At 69.8% G+C, this 21,688-nt stretch carries 19 protein-coding genes; 11 read left to right on the top strand and 8 right to left on the bottom strand.

Going from position 1 to position 21,688, the window contains the following annotated elements:
• Positions 1–5 precede the first annotated feature (5 nt).
• From ACFWNN_RS22420 to ACFWNN_RS22410, 3 genes are read right to left on the bottom strand one after another with little or no spacing between them, the layout of a single operon-like run.
• Positions 6–464 carry a MaoC family dehydratase gene (locus tag ACFWNN_RS22420; RefSeq protein WP_382441857.1) on the bottom strand — a complete coding sequence of 153 codons (459 nt, stop codon included), beginning with the start codon at positions 462–464 and terminating at the stop codon, positions 6–8.
• Positions 461–1,336, bottom strand: a complete 876-nt coding sequence (locus ACFWNN_RS22415) for an amidohydrolase family protein (RefSeq protein WP_382441983.1) — start codon at positions 1,334–1,336, stop codon at positions 461–463. Before ACFWNN_RS22415 ends, ACFWNN_RS22420 begins: the two co-directional genes overlap by 4 nt.
• A gap of 11 nt (positions 1,337–1,347) precedes the next feature.
• Complete coding sequence (locus ACFWNN_RS22410; RefSeq protein WP_382441856.1) at positions 1,348–2,226, bottom strand: SDR family NAD(P)-dependent oxidoreductase; 879 nt, start codon at positions 2,224–2,226, stop codon at positions 1,348–1,350.
• A gap of 66 nt (positions 2,227–2,292) precedes the next feature.
• Here ACFWNN_RS22410 and ACFWNN_RS22405 point away from each other — a divergent pair, with 66 nt between their 5' ends.
• From ACFWNN_RS22405 to ACFWNN_RS22385, 5 genes are all read left to right on the top strand, one after another.
• Positions 2,293–3,075 (top strand): PaaX family transcriptional regulator C-terminal domain-containing protein, encoded by a 783-nt coding sequence (locus ACFWNN_RS22405; RefSeq protein WP_382441855.1) that lies wholly within the window; start codon positions 2,293–2,295, stop codon positions 3,073–3,075.
• Between the two features lie 82 nt (positions 3,076–3,157).
• Positions 3,158–3,772: an ester cyclase gene (locus ACFWNN_RS22400; RefSeq protein ID WP_382441854.1), complete on the top strand. Its 615-nt coding sequence runs from the start codon at positions 3,158–3,160 to the stop codon at positions 3,770–3,772.
• Positions 3,773–3,958: 186 nt separating this feature from the next.
• Positions 3,959–7,060: an RHS repeat-associated core domain-containing protein gene (locus ACFWNN_RS22395; protein WP_382441853.1), complete on the top strand. Its 3,102-nt coding sequence runs from the start codon at positions 3,959–3,961 to the stop codon at positions 7,058–7,060.
• Between the two features lie 16 nt (positions 7,061–7,076).
• Entirely contained in the window at positions 7,077–7,256 is a 180-nt protein-coding gene (locus tag ACFWNN_RS22390) for a hypothetical protein (RefSeq protein WP_382441852.1), read from the top strand.
• Between the two features lie 158 nt (positions 7,257–7,414).
• On the top strand, positions 7,415–7,693 hold the full coding sequence (locus tag ACFWNN_RS22385) for an isoamylase (protein ID WP_382441851.1): 279 nt from the start codon (positions 7,415–7,417) through the stop codon (positions 7,691–7,693).
• Positions 7,694–7,714: 21 nt separating this feature from the next.
• On the opposite strand, the gene ACFWNN_RS22380 is transcribed toward ACFWNN_RS22385, so the two are convergent.
• Together ACFWNN_RS22380 and ACFWNN_RS22375 are read right to left on the bottom strand one after the other, a co-directional pair.
• Positions 7,715–8,335 (bottom strand): NAD(P)-dependent oxidoreductase, encoded by a 621-nt coding sequence (locus tag ACFWNN_RS22380; protein WP_382441850.1) that lies wholly within the window; start codon positions 8,333–8,335, stop codon positions 7,715–7,717.
• A 15-nt stretch (positions 8,336–8,350) separates the two neighbouring features.
• A complete protein-coding gene (locus ACFWNN_RS22375) occupies positions 8,351–9,763 on the bottom strand; it encodes an MFS transporter (protein WP_382441849.1) in 1,413 nt (470 codons plus the stop codon).
• Positions 9,764–9,804: 41 nt separating this feature from the next.
• Here ACFWNN_RS22375 and ACFWNN_RS22370 point away from each other — a divergent pair, with 41 nt between their 5' ends.
• Together ACFWNN_RS22370 and ACFWNN_RS22365 are read left to right on the top strand one after the other, a co-directional pair.
• Positions 9,805–10,485, top strand: coding sequence for a TetR/AcrR family transcriptional regulator (locus tag ACFWNN_RS22370; RefSeq protein WP_382441848.1), 681 nt, complete (start codon positions 9,805–9,807; stop codon positions 10,483–10,485).
• Positions 10,486–10,584: 99 nt separating this feature from the next.
• Entirely contained in the window at positions 10,585–11,073 is a 489-nt protein-coding gene (locus tag ACFWNN_RS22365) for a hypothetical protein (RefSeq protein WP_382441847.1), read from the top strand.
• A gap of 53 nt (positions 11,074–11,126) precedes the next feature.
• Here ACFWNN_RS22365 and ACFWNN_RS22360 read toward each other — a convergent pair whose 3' ends face one another.
• A complete protein-coding gene (locus tag ACFWNN_RS22360) occupies positions 11,127–11,522 on the bottom strand; it encodes a RidA family protein (protein WP_382441982.1) in 396 nt (131 codons plus the stop codon).
• A 92-nt stretch (positions 11,523–11,614) separates the two neighbouring features.
• On the opposite strand from ACFWNN_RS22360, the gene ACFWNN_RS22355 reads away from it, so the two are divergent.
• Both ACFWNN_RS22355 and ACFWNN_RS22350 read left to right on the top strand, forming a co-directional pair.
• Positions 11,615–12,580: a helix-turn-helix transcriptional regulator gene (locus ACFWNN_RS22355; RefSeq protein ID WP_382441846.1), complete on the top strand. Its 966-nt coding sequence runs from the start codon at positions 11,615–11,617 to the stop codon at positions 12,578–12,580.
• The gene (locus ACFWNN_RS22350) at positions 12,570–13,772 is read left to right on the top strand and encodes an MFS transporter (protein WP_382441845.1); all 1,203 of its coding nucleotides are present in this window, start codon (positions 12,570–12,572) and stop codon (positions 13,770–13,772) included. The genes ACFWNN_RS22355 and ACFWNN_RS22350 overlap by 11 nt, the downstream gene beginning before the upstream one ends.
• On the opposite strand, the gene ACFWNN_RS22345 is transcribed toward ACFWNN_RS22350, so the two are convergent.
• A complete protein-coding gene (locus ACFWNN_RS22345) occupies positions 13,773–15,056 on the bottom strand; it encodes an SLC13 family permease (protein WP_382441844.1) in 1,284 nt (427 codons plus the stop codon).
• An 83-nt stretch (positions 15,057–15,139) separates the two neighbouring features.
• Complete coding sequence (locus ACFWNN_RS22340; protein ID WP_382441843.1) at positions 15,140–15,643, bottom strand: CBS domain-containing protein; 504 nt, start codon at positions 15,641–15,643, stop codon at positions 15,140–15,142.
• A gap of 496 nt (positions 15,644–16,139) precedes the next feature.
• Here ACFWNN_RS22340 and ACFWNN_RS22335 point away from each other — a divergent pair, with 496 nt between their 5' ends.
• Together ACFWNN_RS22335 and ACFWNN_RS22330 are read left to right on the top strand one after the other, a co-directional pair.
• On the top strand, positions 16,140–17,993 hold the full coding sequence (locus ACFWNN_RS22335) for an acyltransferase family protein (RefSeq protein ID WP_382441981.1): 1,854 nt from the start codon (positions 16,140–16,142) through the stop codon (positions 17,991–17,993).
• Positions 17,994–18,095: 102 nt separating this feature from the next.
• Positions 18,096–21,683: a S8 family serine peptidase gene (locus tag ACFWNN_RS22330; RefSeq protein WP_382441842.1), complete on the top strand. Its 3,588-nt coding sequence runs from the start codon at positions 18,096–18,098 to the stop codon at positions 21,681–21,683.
• The last annotated feature ends 5 nt before the right edge of the window (positions 21,684–21,688 follow it).

Below are 21,688 nucleotides of genomic sequence, written 5' to 3'. Positions count from 1 at the left end.
CACCCTCATGTGTAGTGGCGGTAGACGGCACGGGCGACGCAGGCGGGCTTCGCCACGCCCTCGATCTCGACGGTGAAGTCGACGGTGAGCTGCACGCCGTCGCCCGGCACGTCCTCGACGGTGTCGACCCGTCCGGCCAGCCGGATCTTGGCGCCGACCGGCACGGGCGCGGGGAAGCGCACCTTGTCCAGGCCGTAGTTGAGGCTCATCCGCACGCCGGAGACGTCCAGGAGCTCGGTCATCAACGGGATGAGCAGCGCCAGCGTCAGGTAGCCGTGGGCGATCGTGCCGCCGAACGGCCCGGCGGCGGCGCGTTCCGGGTCGACGTGGATCCACTGGTGGTCGTCGGTGGCGGCGGCGAACGTGTCGACGCGCGACTGGTCGATCTGCAGCCAGTCGGTGTGGCCGAGGTTCTTGCCCGCCAGGGCTTTCAGCTCTGCGGTTCCCTGCACGGAGATGGTCACGCGTCCTCCTTCACGAGTCCGAGCAAGCGGGCGGCGTTGAGCTTGAGGATCTTGGGGCGGACGTCGTCGGCGATGTCGAGCTTCGCGAAGTCCGCGAGCCAGCGGTCCGGGGTGATCACCGGGTGGTCCGAGCCGAACAGCACCTTGTCCTGCAACAACGTGTTGGCGTACCGGACGAGCTGCGGCGGGAAGTACTTCGGCGACCAGCCGGACAGGTCGATGTGCACGAACGGTTTGTGCGTCGCGACGGCCAGCGCCTCGTCCTGCCACGGGAACGACGGGTGCGCCAGCACGATCCGCAGGTGCGGGAAGTCCACGGCGACGTCGTCCACCAGCATCGGGTTGGAGTGCTTCAGTCTGATGCCGCCGCCACCGGGCACGCCGGCGCCGATCCCGGTCTGTCCACTGTGGAACAGCGCGGGCACGCCGAGCTCCTCGATGACCTCGTACAGCGGGTACGCCATCCGGTCGTCCGGCGAGAAGTCCTGCAGGCTGGGGTGGAACTTGAACCCGCGCACGCCGTGCTCCTCGACCAGCCTGCGGGCCTCCCGGACGGCGGCGCGGCCCTTCCACGGGTCGACGCTCGCGAACGGGATCAGCACGTCGGCGTGCTCGGCGCAGGACGCGGCGATCTCCTCGTTGGAGATCCGGGGGTGGCCGGTGGCGTGCTCCGCGTCGACGGTGAAGATCACCGCGGCCATGTTCCGCGCGCGGTAGATCTCCGCCGTTTCGGCGATCGTCGGCTGCCTGTGGGCGGTCTTGAAGTACTTGGCCGAGGCCTCGATCAACTGGGGGCTGAGGGAACTGTGGCCGTCGCGCGAGATCTCCGCGTGCGTGTGGACGTCGATCGCGACGAGGCTGTCCACGTTCATTTTGGGAACGTTCATGGCGCCACCGGTGCCGGGATGCCGTAGCTCTCGGGCTCGAACTCCGCGAAGTGCGCGGCGATCCCGTCGGCCGTCCAGCCCCCGTCGGCGAACTGGACCTGCTTCTCGGCGGGGTGCGACCAGAGCGCGAGCCGGTCGCCGCCGATGCCGATCGCCTGCCCCGTCACGCCCTTCGCGGCGTCGGAGGCCAGGTGGACGACCAGCGAGGCGACGTCCTCGACGGTGCCGAGCCCCTCGTCGCGCCGCAGCCACGCGGGCAACGGCTCACCGGTCCGTTCGGACTCCTCGATCAACGGCGCGAACGCCGGAATCGTCCTCGTCATCTCGGTCGCGGCGACCGGCACGATCGCGTTCACGGTGATGTCGGAGCGGGCGAGTTCCAACGCCCAGGTCCGTGCCATGGCGGCGATTCCGGCCTTCGCGGCCGCGTAGTTGGTCTGGCCGAAGTTGCCGCGCTGACCGGCGGGGGAGGAGACCAGCACGAGACTGCCGCCGGTGCCCTGCTCGCGCATCCGCACCGCTGCCGCGCGGGCGCAGGTGAACGTGCCGCGCAGATGCACGTCGATCACCGCGTCGAAGTCGTCGTCGGTCATCTTCCACAGCACCCGATCGCGCAGGATCCCCGCGTTGGTGACCAGCACGTCGAGCCGCCCGAACTCCTCGACGGCGGCCGCGACGAGCCGGTCGGCGGTCGAGGTGGGCCCGACCGGGGCGACGACCGCGACGCCCGCGATCTGTTCGGCGAGCTCGACGACCGACTCGTCCACGTCGTTGACGACGACGCTGGCGCCGTTGCGCGCCAAGGCTTCCGCGTAGGCCCTGCCCAGTCCGCGGCCGGCACCGGTGACGATCGCGACCTTTCCCGTCAGCTTCATGGCACCCAAAGTAGGGCACTATCGTGACGCTCGTCTAGATGCTGCCCAACATGTATCGTGAGCAGCGTGACGCCCCAGTCCTTGATGCTCAACTTCCTGGGCCTGTACGTGTTCGGCCGCGACATCGCGGTCTACTCGGGCAGCGTGATCGACGTCTTCGGGCGCGTGGACGTCTCGGAGGAGGCGGTCCGCTCGACGCTGACCCGCATGACCTCACGAGGCCTGCTCGCCAAGCGCCGCAACGGCCGCAAGGTCTACTTCGGACTGACGCCGCGCGCGACGGACGTCCTGCGCGACGGCGAGCAGCGCATCTGGCAGCGCGGCGCGGTGAACAGGGACTGGGACGGCACCTGGACGCTCGTCGGCTTCTCGCTGCCCGAGGGCCGCCGAGGCGAACGGCACGACCTGCGCTCGCAACTGCAGTGGGCGGGCTTCGGTCCGGTGCAGAACGGCCTGTGGATCGCGCCGGGCACGCGGGACGTCACCGCGCTGGTCGAGTCGCTCGCGGAGAACGTCACGGTCTTCACGGCGCAGCACGCGAAGCCGACCGAGGCCGCCGACCTGGCGCGCCGGGCGTTCGACACGGCCGCGATCGGCGCCCGCTACCAGGACTTCCTGGCGCGCTGGCGCGAGCCTTTGGACGCGCCCGACGACCTCGCCCGCCAACTGCTGCTGCACGGCGACTGGCTCGACCTGGTCCGCCAGGATCCGCACCTGCCGGCCGAACTGCTGGACCGCGACTGGCCCGCGATCGAGGCCGAGCAGCTGTTCCAGACCCTCGCCACCCGCTACGCCGAGACCGCTACCCCCATCGCCGAGGGAGTCATCGAGTCGATCCCTGCTAGCTAGATCACAACGCCATCCAGGGGATAGCGCTAACGAAAAGTTAGTGCAAAACTCTCGTGCACCAGACCAGAGGAAGGTGCCCGAGATGCTCAACCGACGCTCGCTCATCACGCAGGGCAGCACCGCCGCGTTCGGTGCGATGGCCCTGGCCGCCGTCACCGGCGGCGTGGCCGAAGCCGCCGCCCCGGCGGGCTACTCGCCGTGGACGCCGCTGCCCGACCCGGCCACGACGCGGGTGCCGAACCCGCCGTTCGTCAAGGACCTGACCAGGGAGGAACGCGACAACCTGAAGACGTTCGACGAGCTCGACTTCGACGTCTTCAGCCACGAGAAGTGGGCGCGGCTGGGCGAGAGCCACGCCCGCAACATCCGCGTGCACTGGCCCGACGGCCACTACACCGACGGCATCGACAAGCACATCGAGGACCTGAAGGCGCTGTTCGTGTGGGCGCCCGACACCCGCATCGAGTCGCACTACCTGCGGGTGGCGAACGGCGGCCTGACAGCGGTGGCGGGGGTCATGCAGGGCACGTTCACGCGGCCCATGCCCGACGGGAGGGGCGGGTTCATCGCGCCGACCGGGAAGAAGTACGCGATCAACATGGCCACGATCGGGCTGTGGAACCGGCGCGGCACGATGGACGAGGAGTTCCTGTTCTGGGACAACCAGACGTTCTTCGCGCAGATCGGTCTGGGCTGAGGGAGGGCCTCGGCGATCGTGGTCCGGTCTGGACGGCTCCTGCGCGCGGTTGCGCCGTTCGAGTGGTCCGCGTTTCGGGCTGTGCGGGCGGGGAACCCGGACGCTGCTTCAAGATCGCCGGGGCCATTGGGGGACCCGGCGGTCCGCTAGGCGCCTGGGGGTGCCTGGCGTGGTCTGGGGGATTTGATGAGACGCCACGTCTTGCGTGGATCAAAGCTGTCCTTGTTCGCCGCCGCGGTCTTGCTCGCCGGCGGCATCGTCCCAGCGGCGTCCGCGGAGGCGCCGCGGGAGTGGGTCCCGTCCGCGAACGTCAACCGCACCGCCGTCGGAGGTCCGCCACCCGCTCGCGCAGCGGGGGAACGAGGGCCCAGGACGATCACCTGCACGTCGTTCGACCAGCCAGGATCCCTGCCGTCGTACCCGATGGAACGGCACCGGATCAGCGACCGGCTCGAACTCGCGGTCAACCTGCACAGCGGCAACCTGATGGTCACCGCACGTGACCTGACGCTGAAGGGCACCGGGCTCAACCTGTCCGTGAACCACGTCTACAACAGCCAGGACTGGGCTCGGAACTCGTTCGGCAACTGGCAGCTCAACAGCGGCCCCGCCGTCCGGCTCGTCGCGTGGAACGGCAGCATGGAGCTGTACGGACCCAACGGGTACTGCGTGTCGTTCACCCAGCGGGCCGACGGCACCTTCGCCGACGCGCCGGGACTCGGTGCCACGCTGGAGAAGATCGAGGGGGACAAGTACAACCTCGCCTTCCGCAACTCCAAGGAGACCTGGACGTTCAACGCGGACGGCTGGCTCCTGTCGCAGTCCGACCGCAACGGGCACAGCAACTCCATGCGGTACACGGCGGACGGCGAGATCGCGTCGATCGTCGACTCGCAGGGGCGCGTCACGACGTTCGCGGGTGACGAGACCGGTGCGGTCGAGTCCATCACCGACCCGTCCGGGTTCACGTTCGGCCAGTTCGCCTACGACTCCGGCAGGCTGACCCGGTTCGCGGGCCGTGACGGCAAGCCGGTCTCGGTGACCTACGACGTAGACGGCAACCTGACGTCGATCACCGACGCGCGCGGCGGCAAGTACACCGTGACGTGGAAGAACTCCCTGGTCGAGTCGCTGACGGTGCCGATCGCCGGTGGTACCGCCACCACGAAGTACGACTTCGACCTCAGCGCGCGCAAGACCACCGTCACCGACGCGAACGAGCGCAGTTCCGTGCACGAGTTCGACAGCGAAGGCAGGCAGACCAAGGCCACCGACGCACTCGGGCACGCGCAGTCGACGACGTGGACGGCCAACAGCGACGTCAACTCGGCGACCAACGCGTTGTCGCACTCGACGACCTATCAATACGACACGCTGAACAACCTCGTCGGCACCTCATTGCCGACCGGTGCCAAGAACGTGGTCGGCTACACCGACGCGCAGAACCCGCATCTGCCCACCCAGGTCACCACGTCTTCGGGCGAGCAGATCACGTCCGAGTACGACTCCAGCGGCAACGTCACCAAGGTGCGCTCGGTGGGCTTGAACGCCGACGTGCAGACCTACAGCTATCGCGGAGGTTTCGGCAACCTGCTCGGCTCCCGCACCGACGGCAAGGGCGCCACGACGGCGTACGAGTACGACCGGTTCGGCAACCTGACCGCTGTCGTGCCGCCGGCGCCCGCCAAGCCGACCCGGTACGGCTACGACTCCCTGTCGCGTCTCACCAGCGTCACCGACGGCAACGGCGTGAAGATCGACTACGGCTACGACCAGATGGACCGCGTCATCACGATCAAACGCGGCGCCACGACGCTGCAGGCGAACACCTTCGACGCCAACGGAAACCTGACCGGCACGCAGACCTCGAACGCCACGCGGGCACTCGAGTACGACCCGTCCAACAGGCTGACCAAGGTCACGCGCGGTGGCGAGGTCGTGTCGTACTCCTCCGACAAGATCGGCAACATCCGCACGATCACGACCCCGACCGGCACCGCCACCTACAACTACGATGCGGCGAGCAGGCTCACCTCGCTGGCGGATTCCTACGGCGGCACAACGGGTTTCGGTTACGACGACGCGGACCGGCGCACCACGACCAGCTTCCCCGGCGGGGCGGTGCAGACCACCGGCTACGACAACTCCGGCCGCTGGAAGTCGATCAACGTCGCCAAGCCCGGCAGCCCCGCGGTGTTCACGGCGAGCTACAGCTACACCAAGCCCGACGGCACGGACACCGACAAGATCCGCTCGAAGACGGTCAAGGGCGTCACGACCGACTACACCTACGACGCCCTCGGACGCCTGACGCGCGCGGGCAACGGCAACTACGACCTGGACCTCGCCACCAACCTGCTCAGCGGTGAGGGACGCACCTACCAGGTCAACGCGGCGGACCAGTACACGAAGATCAACGACACGGCCGTGTCGTTCGACGGCGCGGGCAACTACGCGTCGACCACGAACCCGGACTCGAGCTTCACCTTCAGCCCCACCAACCAGGTGCTCACCGGCAACCTCGGTGCGACGAAGGTGCTCGACTTCAAGTTCGACACCGTCGACCAGACGCAGCCGGGCTCCATCACCGAGTCGGGCACGGGCTTCCAGACCACGCACGCGTTCACCAGGACGGCGCTCGGGGTAACGGAGACCGTGGACAACGGCAAGCGCTCCAGCTACACCCGCGACCCGAACGGCCTGCTGGTCGGGCTGAAGGACGCCGCCGGGGCCAGGTTCGGCGCCGTCACCGATCAGCAGGGCAGCGTGCTGGGGCTGGTCGACTCGTCCGGCAACCTCGCCGCCGAGTACACCTACGCCCCGTACGGCGCGGTCACCGCGACCGGCGCCGCGGCCACGTCCAACCCGTTCCGCTACCTCGGGGCGTACCAGTTGCAGCGCGGTCACTACCTGCTCGGCTACCGCGTGTACGACAGCGCGTACGCGCGCTTCCGCTCCCCGGACCCCACCGGCCAGGAGGCGAACCCCTACAACTACGCGCAGGGCGACCCGATCAACAAGAGCGACCCCACCGGCGCCTACGGGTGGGCGGACTTCGCGGGGGACGCCGTCGGCGGTCTGTTCGGACTGGCGGTCGGCGTGTCGTTCGGAACCGCGATCTCGCCCTACGTCACGCCGGTCGGCGGTGCCATCGGCGGTGTGGCCGCCGGCGGTTGCATCAAGGAGACGGTGTCCAACGTCGTGACCAACACGATCAACGGACAGACGACGGGGCTCGGTGAGTCCGCGGGCGCGTGTGCCGGCGGCGCGGTGCTCGGTGCACTCTGAAACGCAGAGGAGAACGATGAATCGCAGAACGGCGTGGCTGGCCGGCGTGGCAGTGCTCGCTCTGGTCCTGCTGGGGGTGTTGCTGCCCAGCCTGCGAGCGGGTGAGCTCACCGTCAGCGTCCCGACTCTGATCACGGTGGTCGTGGCGGCCGTCATCGCCGGCACCGTGCTGAGTCTCGGGACACGCAGGCGGTAGAAGACCTCGGGGGTGGGCGCTCACGCTCACCCCCGAGGCCACGCCACTCGATCAGGGGGTTTGCCCGGTGGGCGGCGCGTCGCTGCGCCTGCGGTCGCGGCTCGGCGGCAGTCTGGAACGCCAGACGGCCGAAGAAGTGCGGAAGGAACTACGAGTCGATGATCCGGATCCTGCACACCAAAGATCAGCAGGTGCGAGTGACGTGGGCGCTTCCCCGGCACGAGCCCCCAGGGCCCGTCAGCGTGGTCGGTGACTTCAACGACTGGACTCCGGGAACGACCGCACTCCGAGCTCGCTCCAACGGGAGCCGCACCGCCTCGGTCGTCGTCGCACGCGGTACCACGCTGTGCTTCCGCTACCTCGGGCCGGACGGCCACTGGTTCGACGACGAGGACGCGGCGGACCGCGACCACCAGGGGTGCGTGATCACGGTTTGACGTTCTGCGCCGGCTTCGTGGTCAGTGCGCCAGCGTGGGACGGCTCCGTGACCACCGGTCCTCCATCGTCTCCTGCACCACGAACCGGGCGAGGTCGTCGCGGTTGATCGCGGTGCCGCCCGCGGGGTTCTCGGCGTCACCGACCCGGTAGGTCCCGGTGGCCGGTGTGTCGACGATGCGGGTCGGGCGCACGGCGGTCCAGTTCAGTCCGCTGTCTTCGAGGATGTGCTCCATGGCGCGCATGTCGCCGTAGAGCTCGCGCATCAGCGTGCGGGCGACGGCGCGGTACCAGAGTGGGTGGTGAGGGTCGCCGTGGCGCACTCCGCTGGAGGAGAGCACGACGATCCGGTCGACGTTCTCCTCCAGCATCGCCGTCACGAAGTGCTGTGCGCTGGTGGAGTACAGGCCGTTGGCGCGGCTTCCGGACGGGCCGATCGCGGAGATGACGGCGTCTTGGCCGGCTATGGCGGCGCTTACGTCGGCGGGGTCCAGGACGTTGCCTCGTAAGACTTCGAGGTTGGGGAGGTCGGCGCGGAACGTGGTGCGCACCACGGCGCGGACGGTGTGGCCCGCGTTGAGGGCTTGTTCGACGATGGCGTGGCCGGTGGCGCCGTTCGCGCCGAAGATGACGAGCTTGCTCATGGTGCTCTCCTGAGGTCAGTGGTGGTCGGCGGCGGCGGTGTGGGGGAGCAGCGGGACGGCCGCCAGGCAGGCGAGGATGACGACCCCGACCGTCAGGAGCGTGGTGGTCATGGCGGTGGTGGTGCCCGCGGCGGTGGTCGTGGCCAGGAAGACGCTGGTGACCGTTGCGGAGCCGATGCCGTTGGCCACCTGCTGGACGGCGCTGAGGGAGCCGCTGGCGGCGCCGGCCTCGTGGGGTTCCACGTCGCCCAGCGCGAAGGTGAAGATCGTGCTGAAGCAGATGCCGGCGCCGAGGCCGATGACGGTCGTCGCGATGGCGTTGTGCCACCAGGTTGCTTCTGCGTTCACGACCAGCAGCAGGAACGCGGTTCCGGCGAGGGTGGTGAGGAGTCCTGCCACGACCATCTTGCGGCCCAGTTTCGGCACCAGGGCGGTGCTGACGCCGGAGCCGGCCATGATGCCGACGGTGAGCGGGATGAGGTTGAGCGACGTCGTGGTCGGGGAGTAGCCGAGGCCCAGCTGGAAGAACAGCGAGATCACGTACATCAGGCCGCTGAACGCCGCGAACACCAGCAGGCCCATGACCAGTCCTGAGGTGAAGCCGCGGTTGGACAGCAGCGAGCGGGCCAGGAGGGGTTGGTCGCTGCGCGTCTGGCGGCGGCAGAAGGCGGCGAAGAGCGCGGCGCCCAGAGCGGTTGCCGTGATCGACAGCGCGTCCCAGCCGTGTTCGGCGCCGGTGATCAGGCCGAACAGCAGGCTGAAGAGCGAGGTGGCGAGCAGGCCGCCGGCCACCAGGTCGATGCGCGCGGTGCGGTCGGGCTCGACGGTCGGCAGGTAGCGGAAGGCCAGGGCCAGAGCCACGCCGCCGACCACGATGTTGATCAGGAAGATCGGGCGCCACGCCAGGCCGAAGAGGTCGGCGTCGATCAGGACGCCGCCGAGCAGCGGGCCGGCCACCGCGAAGATGCCCAGCATCGGGCCGAAGAGGCCGTACGCCTTGCGCAGCGCGTCTTTCGGGAACGTCGAGGTGATGATCGCCATGCCCTGCGGGATGAGCAACGCGCCGAACGCGCCCTGGGCCACGCGGGCGCCGATGAGCATCTCCGGGCCCAACGCGAGGCCTGCCGCAGCGGAGGCGAGGACGAAGCCGGTGAGGCCGGTCAGGAACGTGCGGCGCTGGCCGAAGCGGTCGCCCAGGCGGCCGCCGAGGACCAGGAGTGAGCCCAGGGCCAGCGCGTAGGACGCGCCCAGCCAGGTGATCAGGCCGGGGCCCGCGCCCAGGTCGGCGGTCAGCGATGGCGCGGCGACGTTGGAGATCGTCGCGTCGATCAGGTCCATGGCGTCGGCGAGCAGGACGACGACGAGCGTCAGCACCATCGTGCGCTTCGGGGTTTCGAGTGTGGTCTCGAACGGGATCGTAACGAACATGTTCGTCACGATCCCGTTCGAGGTGGTGATAGGCTGATCACATGGCACGACAAACGCCGGTCAGCCGCCGTGAGCGGCCGGCGAAACCCGCTCTGACCAGGGACGGCATCGTGGACGCCGCGATGGCGATCCTGGTGGCCGAAGGCGCGCAGGCGCTGACGATGCGCCGGGTCGCGGGTGCGTTGGACACGGGGCCGGCGTCGCTGTACGTCTACGTCCGCAACGCCACCGAGCTCAGCGCGCTGCTGATCGACCGGCTGATCGCCTCGCTGGACCTGTCCTGGGACGGGGTGGAGCCCTGGCGCGACCGGCTGCACCGGCTGTTCGCCGACTACTCGGCGATGCTGGCGGACCACTCGGGCATCGCGCGGCCGGCGTTGTTCGTGTGGCCGGACGGGCCGCACTACCTCGACCTGATCGAGGTGCTGATGCGGTTGCTGACGGCGGCGGGGGTGCCGCCGGAGGCCGCGGGACGGGCGACGGACCTGCTGCTCCAGCACGCCACGGCGGCGGTCGCGGAGTGGGACAGCCGCCGGGAACGGGGCGAGCAGGACCTCAGCGACCTCGTGACCACGCTCGACTCGGCCGATCCCGAGCGGCACCCGACGGTGGCGGCGCTCGGGTCGGCGCTCTTCGTGCGCGGCAGCCACGAGGAGCGCAGCGCGTGGCTCATCGACACGTTGCTGGACGGCGTCCTGGCGCCCACGCGTTCGTCGGGCTGAGGGCTGAGTTCGCCGACGAACTCAGCTCTCAGTTGGGAGAGCTAACGATTGTCGCCACTCGGCCGACGTCTGTTCGTGGCCAACGACTCAGAAGGCACGGTGTCAGCCAACGAATCGACGGGCCGCGTGGCGATGCCCGAGGTGTACGCGGCCGTCGCGGCGAGGCGGACTCAGTTCGACAACATGCTCTGGCAGGTCCCTGTCCTGACCGTGACGGCGCAGGCGTTCCTGTTCTCGATCGCGCTCGGTGCGGACACCCGATCCACCGCGCGGATCATCGCCTGCGTCCTCTCTATGTTGATCACCTTTCTGACTCTGCACCTGTTCACGAGGCATCGTCAGGCGGAGATCACCGACTCCCACTGGCTGAGGGACTACGAGCGTGAGCACTACGGCGACAGCCTGGCACATGGGTCTGTCTGGCGGCAGAGGCGCGAACGGACCCGCGACGCGTTCGGAGTGTTCGCCGTGTTCGAGCGCATGCCGGGGTTCAAGACGTGGTCCGTCGGGCTTTCGCTGTTCGGCGCGGCCGCGCTGGTGATCCTGGTGCTGACGATCTTCTGGCCGCAGCTGCTGCAGAAGCCTTGAGCGAGCGCGTCCTCTCCCAGTGGCGGCCTGGCAGGAGCCAGGCCGCCGGGGAATCACGCCACCGCGGTGCCTTCCAGCTCGACCATCAGCTCCGGCAGCGCCAGCCTGGTCACACCCAGCATGGTCGTCGGGGGTGACACCCGCGCCTGGCCGAGCCGACCGGCCAGCACGCCGTAGTGCTGGAACAGCACGTCGACGTCGGTGGTGTAGACGTTGAGCCGCACCAGGTTCGTGAGGGCCATGCCCGCCTCGGCGAGCACCGCCTCCAGGTTGTCGAGGCTCAGGGACAGTTGCGCGGCCATGTCGCCGGCGTGCTCGGGCTTGCCCTCGGCGCTCATCGAGGTCTGTCCGGCGCAGTACAGCGTGCGGGTCTGGCCGGTGACGACCTCGCCCTGGTGGTAGCCCAGCTGCGCCGACCACGGCCACGGGTTGACCGGCGTTCGTTCCACTGCCACAACGACTCCTTCTTCTTTGAGGACCGTCGTAGCCTCGCAAGCAATACACGACGTCCTGTGTCATGTATTGCCGTAGGGTTTCGGGGATGCGTGCCGACCGTCTGGTTTCGCTGGTCCTGCTGTTGCGGCGGCACGGACGGCTGTCGGCTACGGCGTTGGCCCGCGAGCTCGAGGTGTCGACGCGCACGGTGCTGCGCGACATCGAGGCGTTGTCCGCGGCGGGTGTGCCGGTCTACGCCGAACGCGGGCGGCACGGCGGGTTCGCGCTGCTGCCCGGCTTCCAGACCGAGCTGACCGGCCTCAACCACGACGAGGCGCTCGCCCTGCTGGTCGCCGGGTCGCGGCGGGGTGCGCAGGTGTTCGGGCTCGGGTCGGCGTTGGCGTCGGCCGTGTTGAAGGTGGTCGACGCGCTGCCGGAGAGCTATCGGCGGACGGCGGCCGGGGCAGCCGAACGGCTGCTCATCGACCCCGAGATCGACCTGCTGGCCCGGCGCTCCACCGAGGAGGAGTTGCCGGACGACGTGGTGGCCGAGGTCCGGCGGGCGGTGTTCGGCGGGCGGCGGTTGCGGATCCGGTACGCGGCCAAGGACGCGGAACCGCAGTGGCGCACGGTCGATCCGATCGGGCTCGTGACCGTGCGGGAGCAGGGATATCTGCTGGCCACGCGGGACGGCGCCGACCGGACGTACCGGTTGTCGCGGATCGTCTCGGCGCAGGAGCTGGACGAACCGGCGCAACGGCCTGACCGCGTCGACCTCGACCGGGCCTGGCAGGAGCGGAGCACGCGGTTCCGCGCGGGGGAGGACCAGGTCGTGGTCCGGTTGAAGGTGCGTCCGGAACGGCGGGAGGAGCTGGTCGGGACGGCGGTCGCGGTCCTCGCCGAGGACGCCGGCGTGCTGGAGGTCGCGTTCCAGGACGCGCGGCACGCCGAGTGGGCGGTGTGGCGGTCGTCGACCGGGGTGGAGGTGCTGGAGCCGCAGTGGTTGCGGGCCGCGCTCAGGGAACGGGCGCTGGCCGTCGCCGCGCGGTACGAGGAGTCCGATGGACGCTGACTTCAGCCGGTACCTCAACGCCCGCGTGCTGTCGGGCATCGGCGCGGTCGTGGCGGTGGTGGCGCTGCCGGTGCTCGTCTACCAGCTCACCGGCTCGGCGGGCTGGACGTCCGCCGTCGCGGCTGCGGAAGCGTTGCCGTACCTGGTGTTCGGGCTGCCCGCCGGTGCCCTCGCCGACCGGCTCGACCGCCGGAAGATGATGGTGGCGATGGAGTTCACCGTCGCCGCCGTGCTGCTCAGCGTGCCGCTGGCGTGGCTGCTGGACGGGCTGACCGCGCCGCACGTCGTCGCGGCGGGGTTCGCCACCCAGTCGACCTTCGTGTTCTCCAGCGCCGCCAACTTCGGCGCGCTGCCCGCGTTGGTGGGCAAGGAGAACCTCACCGCCGCCTACTCGACCCTCGCCGGGCGCACCACGGCCGTGGAGCTCATCGTGCCCGGGGTGACCGGGTTGCTCGTGGCGGTGGTGTCCCCGGCGGCGTTGCTGGCGGTGAACGCGCTGACGGCCGTGGGCGCGGTGATGTTGTTGCGCGGCATCACGAGCAGCATGGCGACCCCGCGCAAGGTCGAGGGCGCCGGACAACTGGTCGCGGACGTGCGGGAAGGCCTCCGGTTCGTGTGGCGCGAGCCGGTCATCCGGTTGCTCACGCTCGTCGGCGCCACGCACTCGGTGGCGTCCGGCGCGTGGATGGCGGTGCTCGTGCCGTTCGCCGACCAGGTCCTCGGCGTGGCACCGAAGGGCGACCTGCGGCTGTCCGCGTTGTTCACCTGCTGGGGGCTCGGCGCGATCATCGCGTCCCGGCTGCTGCCGAGGGTCACGAAGAGGTGGGGGAACGCCAGGGTGGCGCTGGCGGGGTTGCCGTTGTCGTTGCTGGGCGGGGTGCTCGTGCTGGTCAGCGGGCACTGGCTGGTGTTGTGCGCGACCGCGACCTGCTGGGGGATCACCGGCGCGGTCGTGGTGATGAACGGGATCGTCTACCGGCAGCAGGTGTGCCCGGACGAGCTGCAGTCGCGGGTCAACACGACCGCGCGGATGGTGGCGTGGGGGCTCGGCCAGCCGCTCGGAGCGGGACTGGCCGGCGCGGTGTCGGTGGCGGCGGGCGACCCGCGAGCCGGGCTGGGCGCCGGGCTCGCGGTGCTGCTGGCAGGCGTGGGCTGGGCCTGGGCGTCGCCCGTCCTGCGACGCGCCGCGTGATCAGAAGTAGCGCAGCCACACGTACCCCCACGCCATCGCCGTGCTCACCAGCGTCACGACGATGCCGTAGCGGGTGAACTGCCAGAACGTGATCTTGTGGCCTGCCCGGGCCGCGATGCCGAGCGCGACGACGTTGGCGCTCGCCGCGACCGCAGTGCCGTTGCCGCCGAAGTCCGCGCCCAGCGCGAACGCCCACCACAGCGACTGGCCCGTCGCGGCATCGGGGATCCCGGCGACCATGCCCTCGACCACCGGCGCCATCGTTGCCACGTAAGGGATGTTGTCGAAGAACGCGCCGAGCACGCTGGAACCGAACAACAACGCCGAGGCGGCCGCGAAGTGGTTGTCGCCGAACGCGGAGATCGCCCACGTGCCGATCGTCTCGATGACGCCGGTGTGCACGAGGCCCGCCACCATGATGAACAGGCCCATGAAGAACGTCAGCGTCGGCCACTCGACCTCGGCCAGCACGTCGTTCACGTCCGCCCGCGTCACCAGCAGCATCACGCCCGCGCCGACCAGCGCGACGATCGCCGGGTCGAGGTGCAGCACCGAGTGCAGGCCGAACCCGAGCACCACACCGGAGAACACGATCAGGCACCGGCGCAGCATCGCGGGGTCGGTGATCGCCCGCCGCTCCTGCAACGCCATGATCGACTCGACGTGCTCGGCGTTGTACTGGAACGACTTGCGGAACAGCACCTTCGTCAGCAGCACGAACACGACGAACACGACCGTGACGATCGGTGCCATGTGCACCAGGAAGTCCATGAAGGACAGTCCGGCCCGGCTGCCGATGATGATGTTCGGCGGGTCGCCGATCAACGTGGCCGCACCACCGATGTTGGACGCGAGCACCTCGGCGATCAGGTACGGCTGGGCGGCGATCCGCAGCCGGTTGCACACCACGATCGTGACCGGCGCGACCAGCATGATCGTGGTGACGTTGTCGAGGAACGGCGACGCGATGGCCGTGATGATCATCAGCATCACCATCAGCCGGTACGGCCGGCCGCGCGCCCGTTTGGCGGCCCAGATGGCGAGGTAGTCGAACACGCCGGTCTGCTTGACGATCCCGACGATGATCATCATGCCGAACAGCAGGAAGATGACGTTCCAGTCGATGCCCGCGTGTTCGGAGTAGAACACCTCGGAACCGGGGACCAGGCCGAACACGGCCATCAGCCCGGCGGCCACGAGCACGACCTTGACCTTGTTCGCCTTCTCCGTGGCGATGAAGAAGAACGCGACGAGGAAGATCGTCAGGGCGAGTGCGGCGCTCACGGATCTCCCAACCCGATGGGTGTCACCGCCGGCGCGAGTTCAGCGCGCCGGCGGTGACGGGGGACAGATGGTCAGGTGGGGGTTCAGTCCTCGCCGCTGTAGACGGCGAGCGAGGTGATGAGCCGGTCGAGGGTGATCGCACCGACGAGCGTTCCCGCCTCGTCGACCACGGCCACCAGCGGACTGTGCTGGCGCGCCATCAAGGCGGCGACCTCCAGCAACGTCGCGTCGGCGCGCACGGTCGCGGGTTTGGCGCGTTGGTTCGGCGCCACGTCCCCGACGGTGCGGTCGGTCAGCTCCATCCAGAACAGGTCGGCGCTGCTCTCGTCGACGACCCGGCACAGCGCCGGATCCTCCTGAAAGGACTGCGGCACGGCGAGCCGCAGCACCTGCGTGCCGGGCAGCACGGTCCACGGCCGCGCGCGGTCGTCCACCACGATCAGTCCCGGCAGCCTGTTGACCGCCATGACCCGCACCGCCTTGGTGATCGGGTCGTCGACCGTCACGGTCGGGACGTTGATGGCGATGTCGCGTGCCTGCATGGCATCAGCCCGTTCGGTGCGTCCGGCGAGTCCCGCTGTGGACATGGCGCCTCCCGTCTCCAGCCAGGTGTCGGTGGAAGTCTGTGCGGGACGGCGTTCCGGAACCATCGGGTGCAACACCCATTTCGGGCGTTCCGGGCATGTAGGGGTCAGTGGCGGCGGTCGAGGCCGATCAGTCCGGCGACGATGAGGCCGGCGGCGAGGACGACGGCGTGGGGTGCGGCGATGCCGGCTGTGAGGAGAGCCAGGGCCACGCCGAGGAAGACCCAGGGCAGCGGCCGGCGAGAACGGATGCGGGGACGGGTGGGGCGGTCCGTGGTGTGCGGCAGGAGTTCGCCTTTCGGTGAGCTGGATTCCTCGACGTGAGGTCTGGCACCTCCTACGATCTCCCGTTCGTGCGCTTGCGGGCGATCCGTCCGGTTGCTCAACTTCCGTCCACCTGACGGGATGGCGCAGACCGGATTTGGGTGCTGCCACGGATGTACGCGGGCGGGGGTGAGTCGTCAGCCTCGCAGGCGTGCTGGCAAGTGAACACGATGCGATGGCGCGCGCCTCGGCGCCGGAGCGGACCTATCGTCCCGAACTCCAGGGTCTGCGCGCCGTCGCCGCCTTGCTCGTGGTGGTCTACCACGTGTGGCTCGGCCGGGTCTCCGGCGGAGTGGACGTCTTCTTCCTGATCTCCGGGTTCCTGGTGACCGGGCAACTCGTGCGGGCGACGCGGCGCGGGCGGCTCGACCTGCGCGCGGTGTGGAGCCGGATGGCCAAGAGGCTGCTGCCCGCGGCGTTCGTGGTGCTCGGGGTGACGCTGGCCGCGGCGGCGTGGTGGTTGCCGGAGAACCGGTGGGCGCAGACGGTGCGGGAGATCGTGGCGTCGGCGTTGTTCCTGGAGAACTGGCAGCTGACGGCGGACTCCACTGACTACTACGCCCAGCACGCGCAGGCCAGCGTGGTGCAGCACTTCTGGTCGTTGTCGATCCAGGGGCAGTTCTACCTGTTGTGGCCACTCCTGGTCATGGTGGTGACGCTGCTCAGGCGTTCGCTCTTAGCTGTGCTGTCGGCCGTTTTCGTGCTGTCTTTCGGTTTCTCGGTGTGGCTCACGGCGGTCGACCAGCCGCTGGCGTACTTCCACACGGCGACGCGGATCTGGGAGTTCGCGTTCGGTGGGCTGCTGGCGATCGTCATCTCGCGCATCGACCTCGGGCGTCCACTGAGGACGGTGCTCGGGTGGGCGGGCCTGCTGGGGCTCGTGGTCTGCGGAATCGTGCTGGACGTCGGCGCGGGCTTCCCCGGCTACCTGGCGTTGTGGCCGACGGCGTGTGCTGCCGCCGTGATCACCGCGGGTACGAGCGGCAGCGCGTTCGGCGCGGACCGGCTGCTCGCCGCGGCGCCGTTGCGGTACCTGGGGGATCTGAGCTACGCCCTCTACCTGTGGCACTGGCCGATCCTGGTCGGCTGGCTCGTGGTGTCCGGCCGCACCGAGGTCGGGCTCACGGACGGGGTGGCGATCATCGGTGCGTCGCTGGTGCTCGCGGCGGCCACGCACCACCTCGTCGAGGAACCCGTGCGCAGGTCCAGGTTGCGGGCGCGGACGATCACGGCCGCACTGCTGGTGGCGTTGCTGACGGCGGCCTGGGTCATCCAGCCCAGCGGACCGAAGGAGATCGCCGCGCAGGTCGCGGCCACGGACTTCGCCGCGCTCGACGGCCAGCGCTGCGAGAAGCCGGACGAGGACCTCGAGGTCTGCTACGGGCCGGTGGAGGGCCCTCCCTCCAAACGGGTCGTGCTCGTCGGCGACTCGCACATCCAGCAGTACGTGGCGGCGTTCGCGCCGATCGCCGAGCGCCGGGGCTGGCAACTGATCACCATGCTGAAGGGCGCGTGCCCGTTCTCCACGCGGTCGGAGAAGAACCCCGAGGACGTGTCGTGCGTGCGGTTCAACGACAGCGCGGCGGCCGAGATCGTCGCGCTGCGCCCCGACTTCGTCTTCACCCTCGCCAGCCGCAACGTCCAGGTCGGACTGACCGAGGTGACGCCGCCGGGCTTCGTCGAGCGCTGGCAGCAGCTCGACGCCGAGCAGATCCCGGTGATCGCGGTGCGGGACAACCCCCGCTACAGCTTCTCGGTGCTCGACTGCGTCCAGGTGCACGGCCCCGTCGACCGCTGCGGCGCGCCGAGGGCCGACCTGCTGGCGCCCGTGCCGCCCTACGCGGCGCTCGACGTGCCCGCCAACGTGTCGTTCCTGGACTTCAGCGACCAGCTCTGCACCGAACAGCAGTGCCCGCCGGTGATCGGCGACCTGCTGGTCAACTTCGACGACAACCACGTGAGCGCCACGTACATGCGCTCGATGTCGGAAGCCGTCGAAGCGGCGCTGGACTCGGTCACCGGCGCGTAAACCGTGAAAGTCCCGGTTGTTGTGAAGAGGTCATGAAGATCGCAGACGTGATGAATCGGGCGCCCTAGGTTCGGGGATCATTCCCTGCTCCAAAGGAAGCGCATGTACAGAAAACGAAGCGCCGCACTGTCTGCGGCGCTCCTCGTGTCGCTCACGGCGGCGACACCTGCGGGGGCGGACGAGCTCGCACCTCAGGCTGCGGGCACTCCGGGGACCGTCACGCTGATCACCGGCGACCGGGTCAACGTCACGGGCGACCAGGTGTCGAACGTGCGGATGGCCCCGGGCCGCGAGCAGCTGCGGGCGTGGCGCTACCGCCTCAACGGCCACGACCACGTCGTGCCGCAGGACGCCGTCGCCGACCTCCAGGCCGGCAAGCTCGACCCGAGGCTGTTCGACGTCACCGGACTCGTCCAGCAGGGCTACGACGACCGCACCGAACCGGCCGTGCCGACGATCGTCACCGGCACCGCCGCCCGTGCGCTGACCTCGGCCGTCAACGCCGTCTACATCCCCAAGACCGAGGCCGCCGCACGGTGGCGCGATCGCGGCGCCGCCCGCCTGGCCGCCCCGGAGAAGATCTGGCTGAACGGCCGTGTGCGCGCCTCGCTCGACCAGAGCGTGAAGCAGATCGGCGCGCCCGCCGCGTGGCAGGCCGGGTTCCGCGGCGACGGCGTGAAGGTCGCCGTGCTCGACTCCGGGTACGACCAGGCACACCCCGACCTCAAGTCCGTTGTGGACGGTTCCGCAGACTTCACCGGCGAGGGCGTGCAGGACACCGACGGCCACGGCACGCACGTCGCGAGCACGATCGCGGGCAGCGGTGCCGCGTCGCAGGGCCGCTACCAGGGCGTCGCGCCGGGCGCGAAGCTCTTGGTGGGCAAGGTGCTCGGCGAGTTCGGCGGCCGCGAGGACTGGATCGTCAACGGCATGCGGTGGGCCGTCGAGCAGGGCGCCGACGTCGTCAACATGAGCCTCGGCAGCAACGGCCCTGGCGACGGCACCGACCTGATGTCGCAGGCGATCAACGAGCTGTCCGAGTCGAGCGGCACGCTGTTCGTCGTCGCCGCGGGCAACAGCGGCAGGCGGGAGTCCGTCGGCTCCCCGGCCGCCGCCGACCGCGCGCTGAGCGTGGCGAACGTGACGAAGCAGGACCGGCTGAACCTCACGTCCAGCCAGGGACCGCGGTACGGCGACTTCGGCCTGAAGCCGGAGATCTCGGCGCCGGGCACGGACATCGTCGCCGCGCGCGCAGCCGGGACGTGGGACCAGTTCGCGGTGGGCACGAACTACGCGCAGGTCTCCGGCACCTCGATGTCGTCGCCGCACGTCGCCGGTGCCGCCGCGATCCTCGCGCAGCAGCACCCGGACTGGACGGGTGAGCAGATCAAGAACGCGCTGATCGGGTCGTCGAAGCGGCTGCCGGGCATCTCCACGTTCGCGCAGGGTGCAGGCAGGCTCGACGTCGCCCGCGCGGTGGCGCAGCAGGTCCGGGTCGAGGGCACGGCCGGGTTCGGCGCCCTCTACGGCTCCGCCGAGGCGAAGCGGGAGATCAGGTACGTCAACTCCGGCACCGCGCCGGTCACGTTGGCGCTGGAGCTGGACACCAACAACAACGGGCTCTTCACGGTGCCCAAGTCGGTGGTCGTCCCCGCCGGTGGGACAACGGTCGTCGAGCTGGTCGCGCGCCCTGGCGCACAGCCGCCGGGAGAGGTCACCGGCGCGCTGCTCGCGCGGGCCGGTGACGTGGTGCTGACGACGCCGGTGACCGGGCAGTTCAACGCCGAGCGCCGCACGCTGACGGTCAAGGTGCCGTCGAGGTCGGGCACGCCGTTCCAGTCGTTGGTGATCGCGCAGGACGAGCGGACGGGCGTGGGCTACCAGGCCTTCACCGACACCGACGTGGCGACCTTCACCGTGCCTCGCGGCACCTACCGGGTGATCGGCTACATCAGCGACTTCACGGCGGGCGACACGATGTTCGCCCAGCGCGCGGACGTCGCGAACGACACGACGATCGACGCGAACACCAAGGCGGGCCGACCGGTCACCGTGGGCGTGGACGACCCGGACGCACGGGCACAGCTCGGCGGCGGCTTCGGGCTCGTCTCCGACCCCGACGAGTCGGGACCGCTGGAGGGGGCGGCCATCGTGCGCGGCGGTGGCGTGCCGAGGGAGGGCGCGCGGCTGTACAGCGTTGCCGCACCGGCGATGCGCGGCCTGTCGCTGACGAACCTGAGCTACTTCAACCACCCGTGGGCGCTCACGACGATCGCCGGCGCGGGCGGGTTCGAGATCGGTGAGACGTACTTCCCGTGGGCCAAGGACTTCTCCGGCACGTACACGGGCAGGCTCGTCGCCGTCGGGGAGGCCGACAGGGCTTCGATCGACGCCGCCGGCGACGTCTCCGGCGCCATCGCGGTGATCACGCCGAAGAACTGGGACGACCCGGTGTTCCCGCCGGACGGCCAAGTCGCCGCCGGGGTCGACCTGCTGAAGCAGCGCGGCGCGCGGGCGGTGCTCTCCCACTTCACCACCACGATGGAGGACGGCCGCGGCGCGATCCCCGCGTTGCCCCTGGGCCTCGTCTTCAATGCTGCCGAGCTGCGCAGGATCCAGGACCTGATGACGCAACGGACGGTCGAGGCCACGATGTCGGTGCGCCCCAACAGTCCTGTCTCGTACTTCCTCGCCGAGGAGGTGAAGGGCCTGCCCGGCGGGTACGACTTCCAGTACGCGAAGTCGCGGCTCGGCCGGTTCGAGCGCAGGCTGATCGACACCATGCCCGCCGAGACCTACCGGTTCGGCAGCGCGTCGTGGACGTTCGGCGGCATGCGCGCCGGCGCGGACGTCGAGTCGAAGTGGCCGCAGCGCCGCACCGACTACGTCAGCCCCGGCGCCGGCGTGACCCTGTTCGACTCGGGTTCGTTCCTCGACAACGGCGACCTGGGCCATGTGGAGATCACGTCGCCGGTGCCGTTGAAGGCGGGGGAGAAGCGGACGTCACGGGTGTTCGCGGCGCCGTTCGGGCCGGAGCTCACCACGCAGCCGGTGTCGTCCGAGGACGGCAGGCCGATCCCGTGGGCGTACCGCAAGGGCGACCGGATCAGCCTGATGGTGCCCATGTTCGCGGACAGCGACCCCGGCACGGTGAGCTCGTACAACCCGTCGAACTCCGGCACGACCGTGGTGTCCAAGGACGGCAGGGAGATCGCGCGTGGTGACCGTCCGGCGCTCGGGTCGTACGACATCCCGGCCGGGCCCGGCTGGCTGACGCTCACCACCGAGGCCTCGCGGCCGACGGGCAACATGACGCCCGCGCTGTCGCCGAAGGTGCGGTCGGAGTGGAGGTTCCACACGCGGTCGGGCACGGACGAGCGGGTGGCGTTGCCGTTGCTGGACATCCGGTACGCGCTGGAGCTCGACGACCACAACACCGCGCACGGTGCGGTGCGGGGCACGGTGTCCGTCGCGCACCAGCCTGGTGTCGCCGCGGCGAAGGCCCGGTCGCTGGAGGTCGAGGTGTCGTTCGACGACGGCGCCTCGTGGCAGCGGGTCAGGGTCAACGGCAACGGGAAGCTGGAGATCCCGGCCGGGCCGAAGGGCTTCGCGTCGTTGCGGGCCAAGGCGGTCGACCTGCTGGGCAACTCGGTGACGGAGACGAACACCAGGGCCTACGCGGTGCGGTAGGGAAC

Source organism: Lentzea sp. NPDC058450, from assembly GCF_042721395.1.
Lineage (GTDB): Bacteria > Actinomycetota > Actinomycetes > Mycobacteriales > Pseudonocardiaceae > Lentzea.
Note: the sequence above shows the minus strand (reverse complement) of the source record. Positions and strands in the feature narration are given on the sequence as shown.

What these genes read in the sequence shown, in the direction of transcription:
- ACFWNN_RS22415 (WP_382441983.1), bottom strand. Translation starts at nt 1,336, where the DNA reads ATGAACGTGGACAGCCTCGTCGCGATCGACGTCCACACGCACGCGGAG.
- ACFWNN_RS22410 (WP_382441856.1), bottom strand. Translation starts at nt 2,226, where the DNA reads ATGAAGCTGACGGGAAAGGTCGCGATCGTCACCGGTGCCGGCCGCGGA.
- ACFWNN_RS22400 (WP_382441854.1), top strand. Translation starts at nt 3,158, where the DNA reads ATGCTCAACCGACGCTCGCTCATCACGCAGGGCAGCACCGCCGCGTTC.
- ACFWNN_RS22395 (WP_382441853.1), top strand. Translation starts at nt 3,959, where the DNA reads ATGAGACGCCACGTCTTGCGTGGATCAAAGCTGTCCTTGTTCGCCGCC.
- ACFWNN_RS22390 (WP_382441852.1), top strand. Translation starts at nt 7,077, where the DNA reads ATGAATCGCAGAACGGCGTGGCTGGCCGGCGTGGCAGTGCTCGCTCTG.
- ACFWNN_RS22385 (WP_382441851.1), top strand. Translation starts at nt 7,415, where the DNA reads ATGATCCGGATCCTGCACACCAAAGATCAGCAGGTGCGAGTGACGTGG.
- ACFWNN_RS22380 (WP_382441850.1), bottom strand. Translation starts at nt 8,335, where the DNA reads ATGAGCAAGCTCGTCATCTTCGGCGCGAACGGCGCCACCGGCCACGCC.
- ACFWNN_RS22375 (WP_382441849.1), bottom strand. Translation starts at nt 9,763, where the DNA reads ATGTTCGTTACGATCCCGTTCGAGACCACACTCGAAACCCCGAAGCGC.
- ACFWNN_RS22370 (WP_382441848.1), top strand. Translation starts at nt 9,805, where the DNA reads ATGGCACGACAAACGCCGGTCAGCCGCCGTGAGCGGCCGGCGAAACCC.
- ACFWNN_RS22355 (WP_382441846.1), top strand. Translation starts at nt 11,615, where the DNA reads ATGCGTGCCGACCGTCTGGTTTCGCTGGTCCTGCTGTTGCGGCGGCAC.
- ACFWNN_RS22350 (WP_382441845.1), top strand. Translation starts at nt 12,570, where the DNA reads ATGGACGCTGACTTCAGCCGGTACCTCAACGCCCGCGTGCTGTCGGGC.
- ACFWNN_RS22340 (WP_382441843.1), bottom strand. Translation starts at nt 15,643, where the DNA reads ATGTCCACAGCGGGACTCGCCGGACGCACCGAACGGGCTGATGCCATG.
- ACFWNN_RS22335 (WP_382441981.1), top strand. Translation starts at nt 16,140, where the DNA reads ATGGCGCGCGCCTCGGCGCCGGAGCGGACCTATCGTCCCGAACTCCAG.
- ACFWNN_RS22330 (WP_382441842.1), top strand. Translation starts at nt 18,096, where the DNA reads ATGTACAGAAAACGAAGCGCCGCACTGTCTGCGGCGCTCCTCGTGTCG.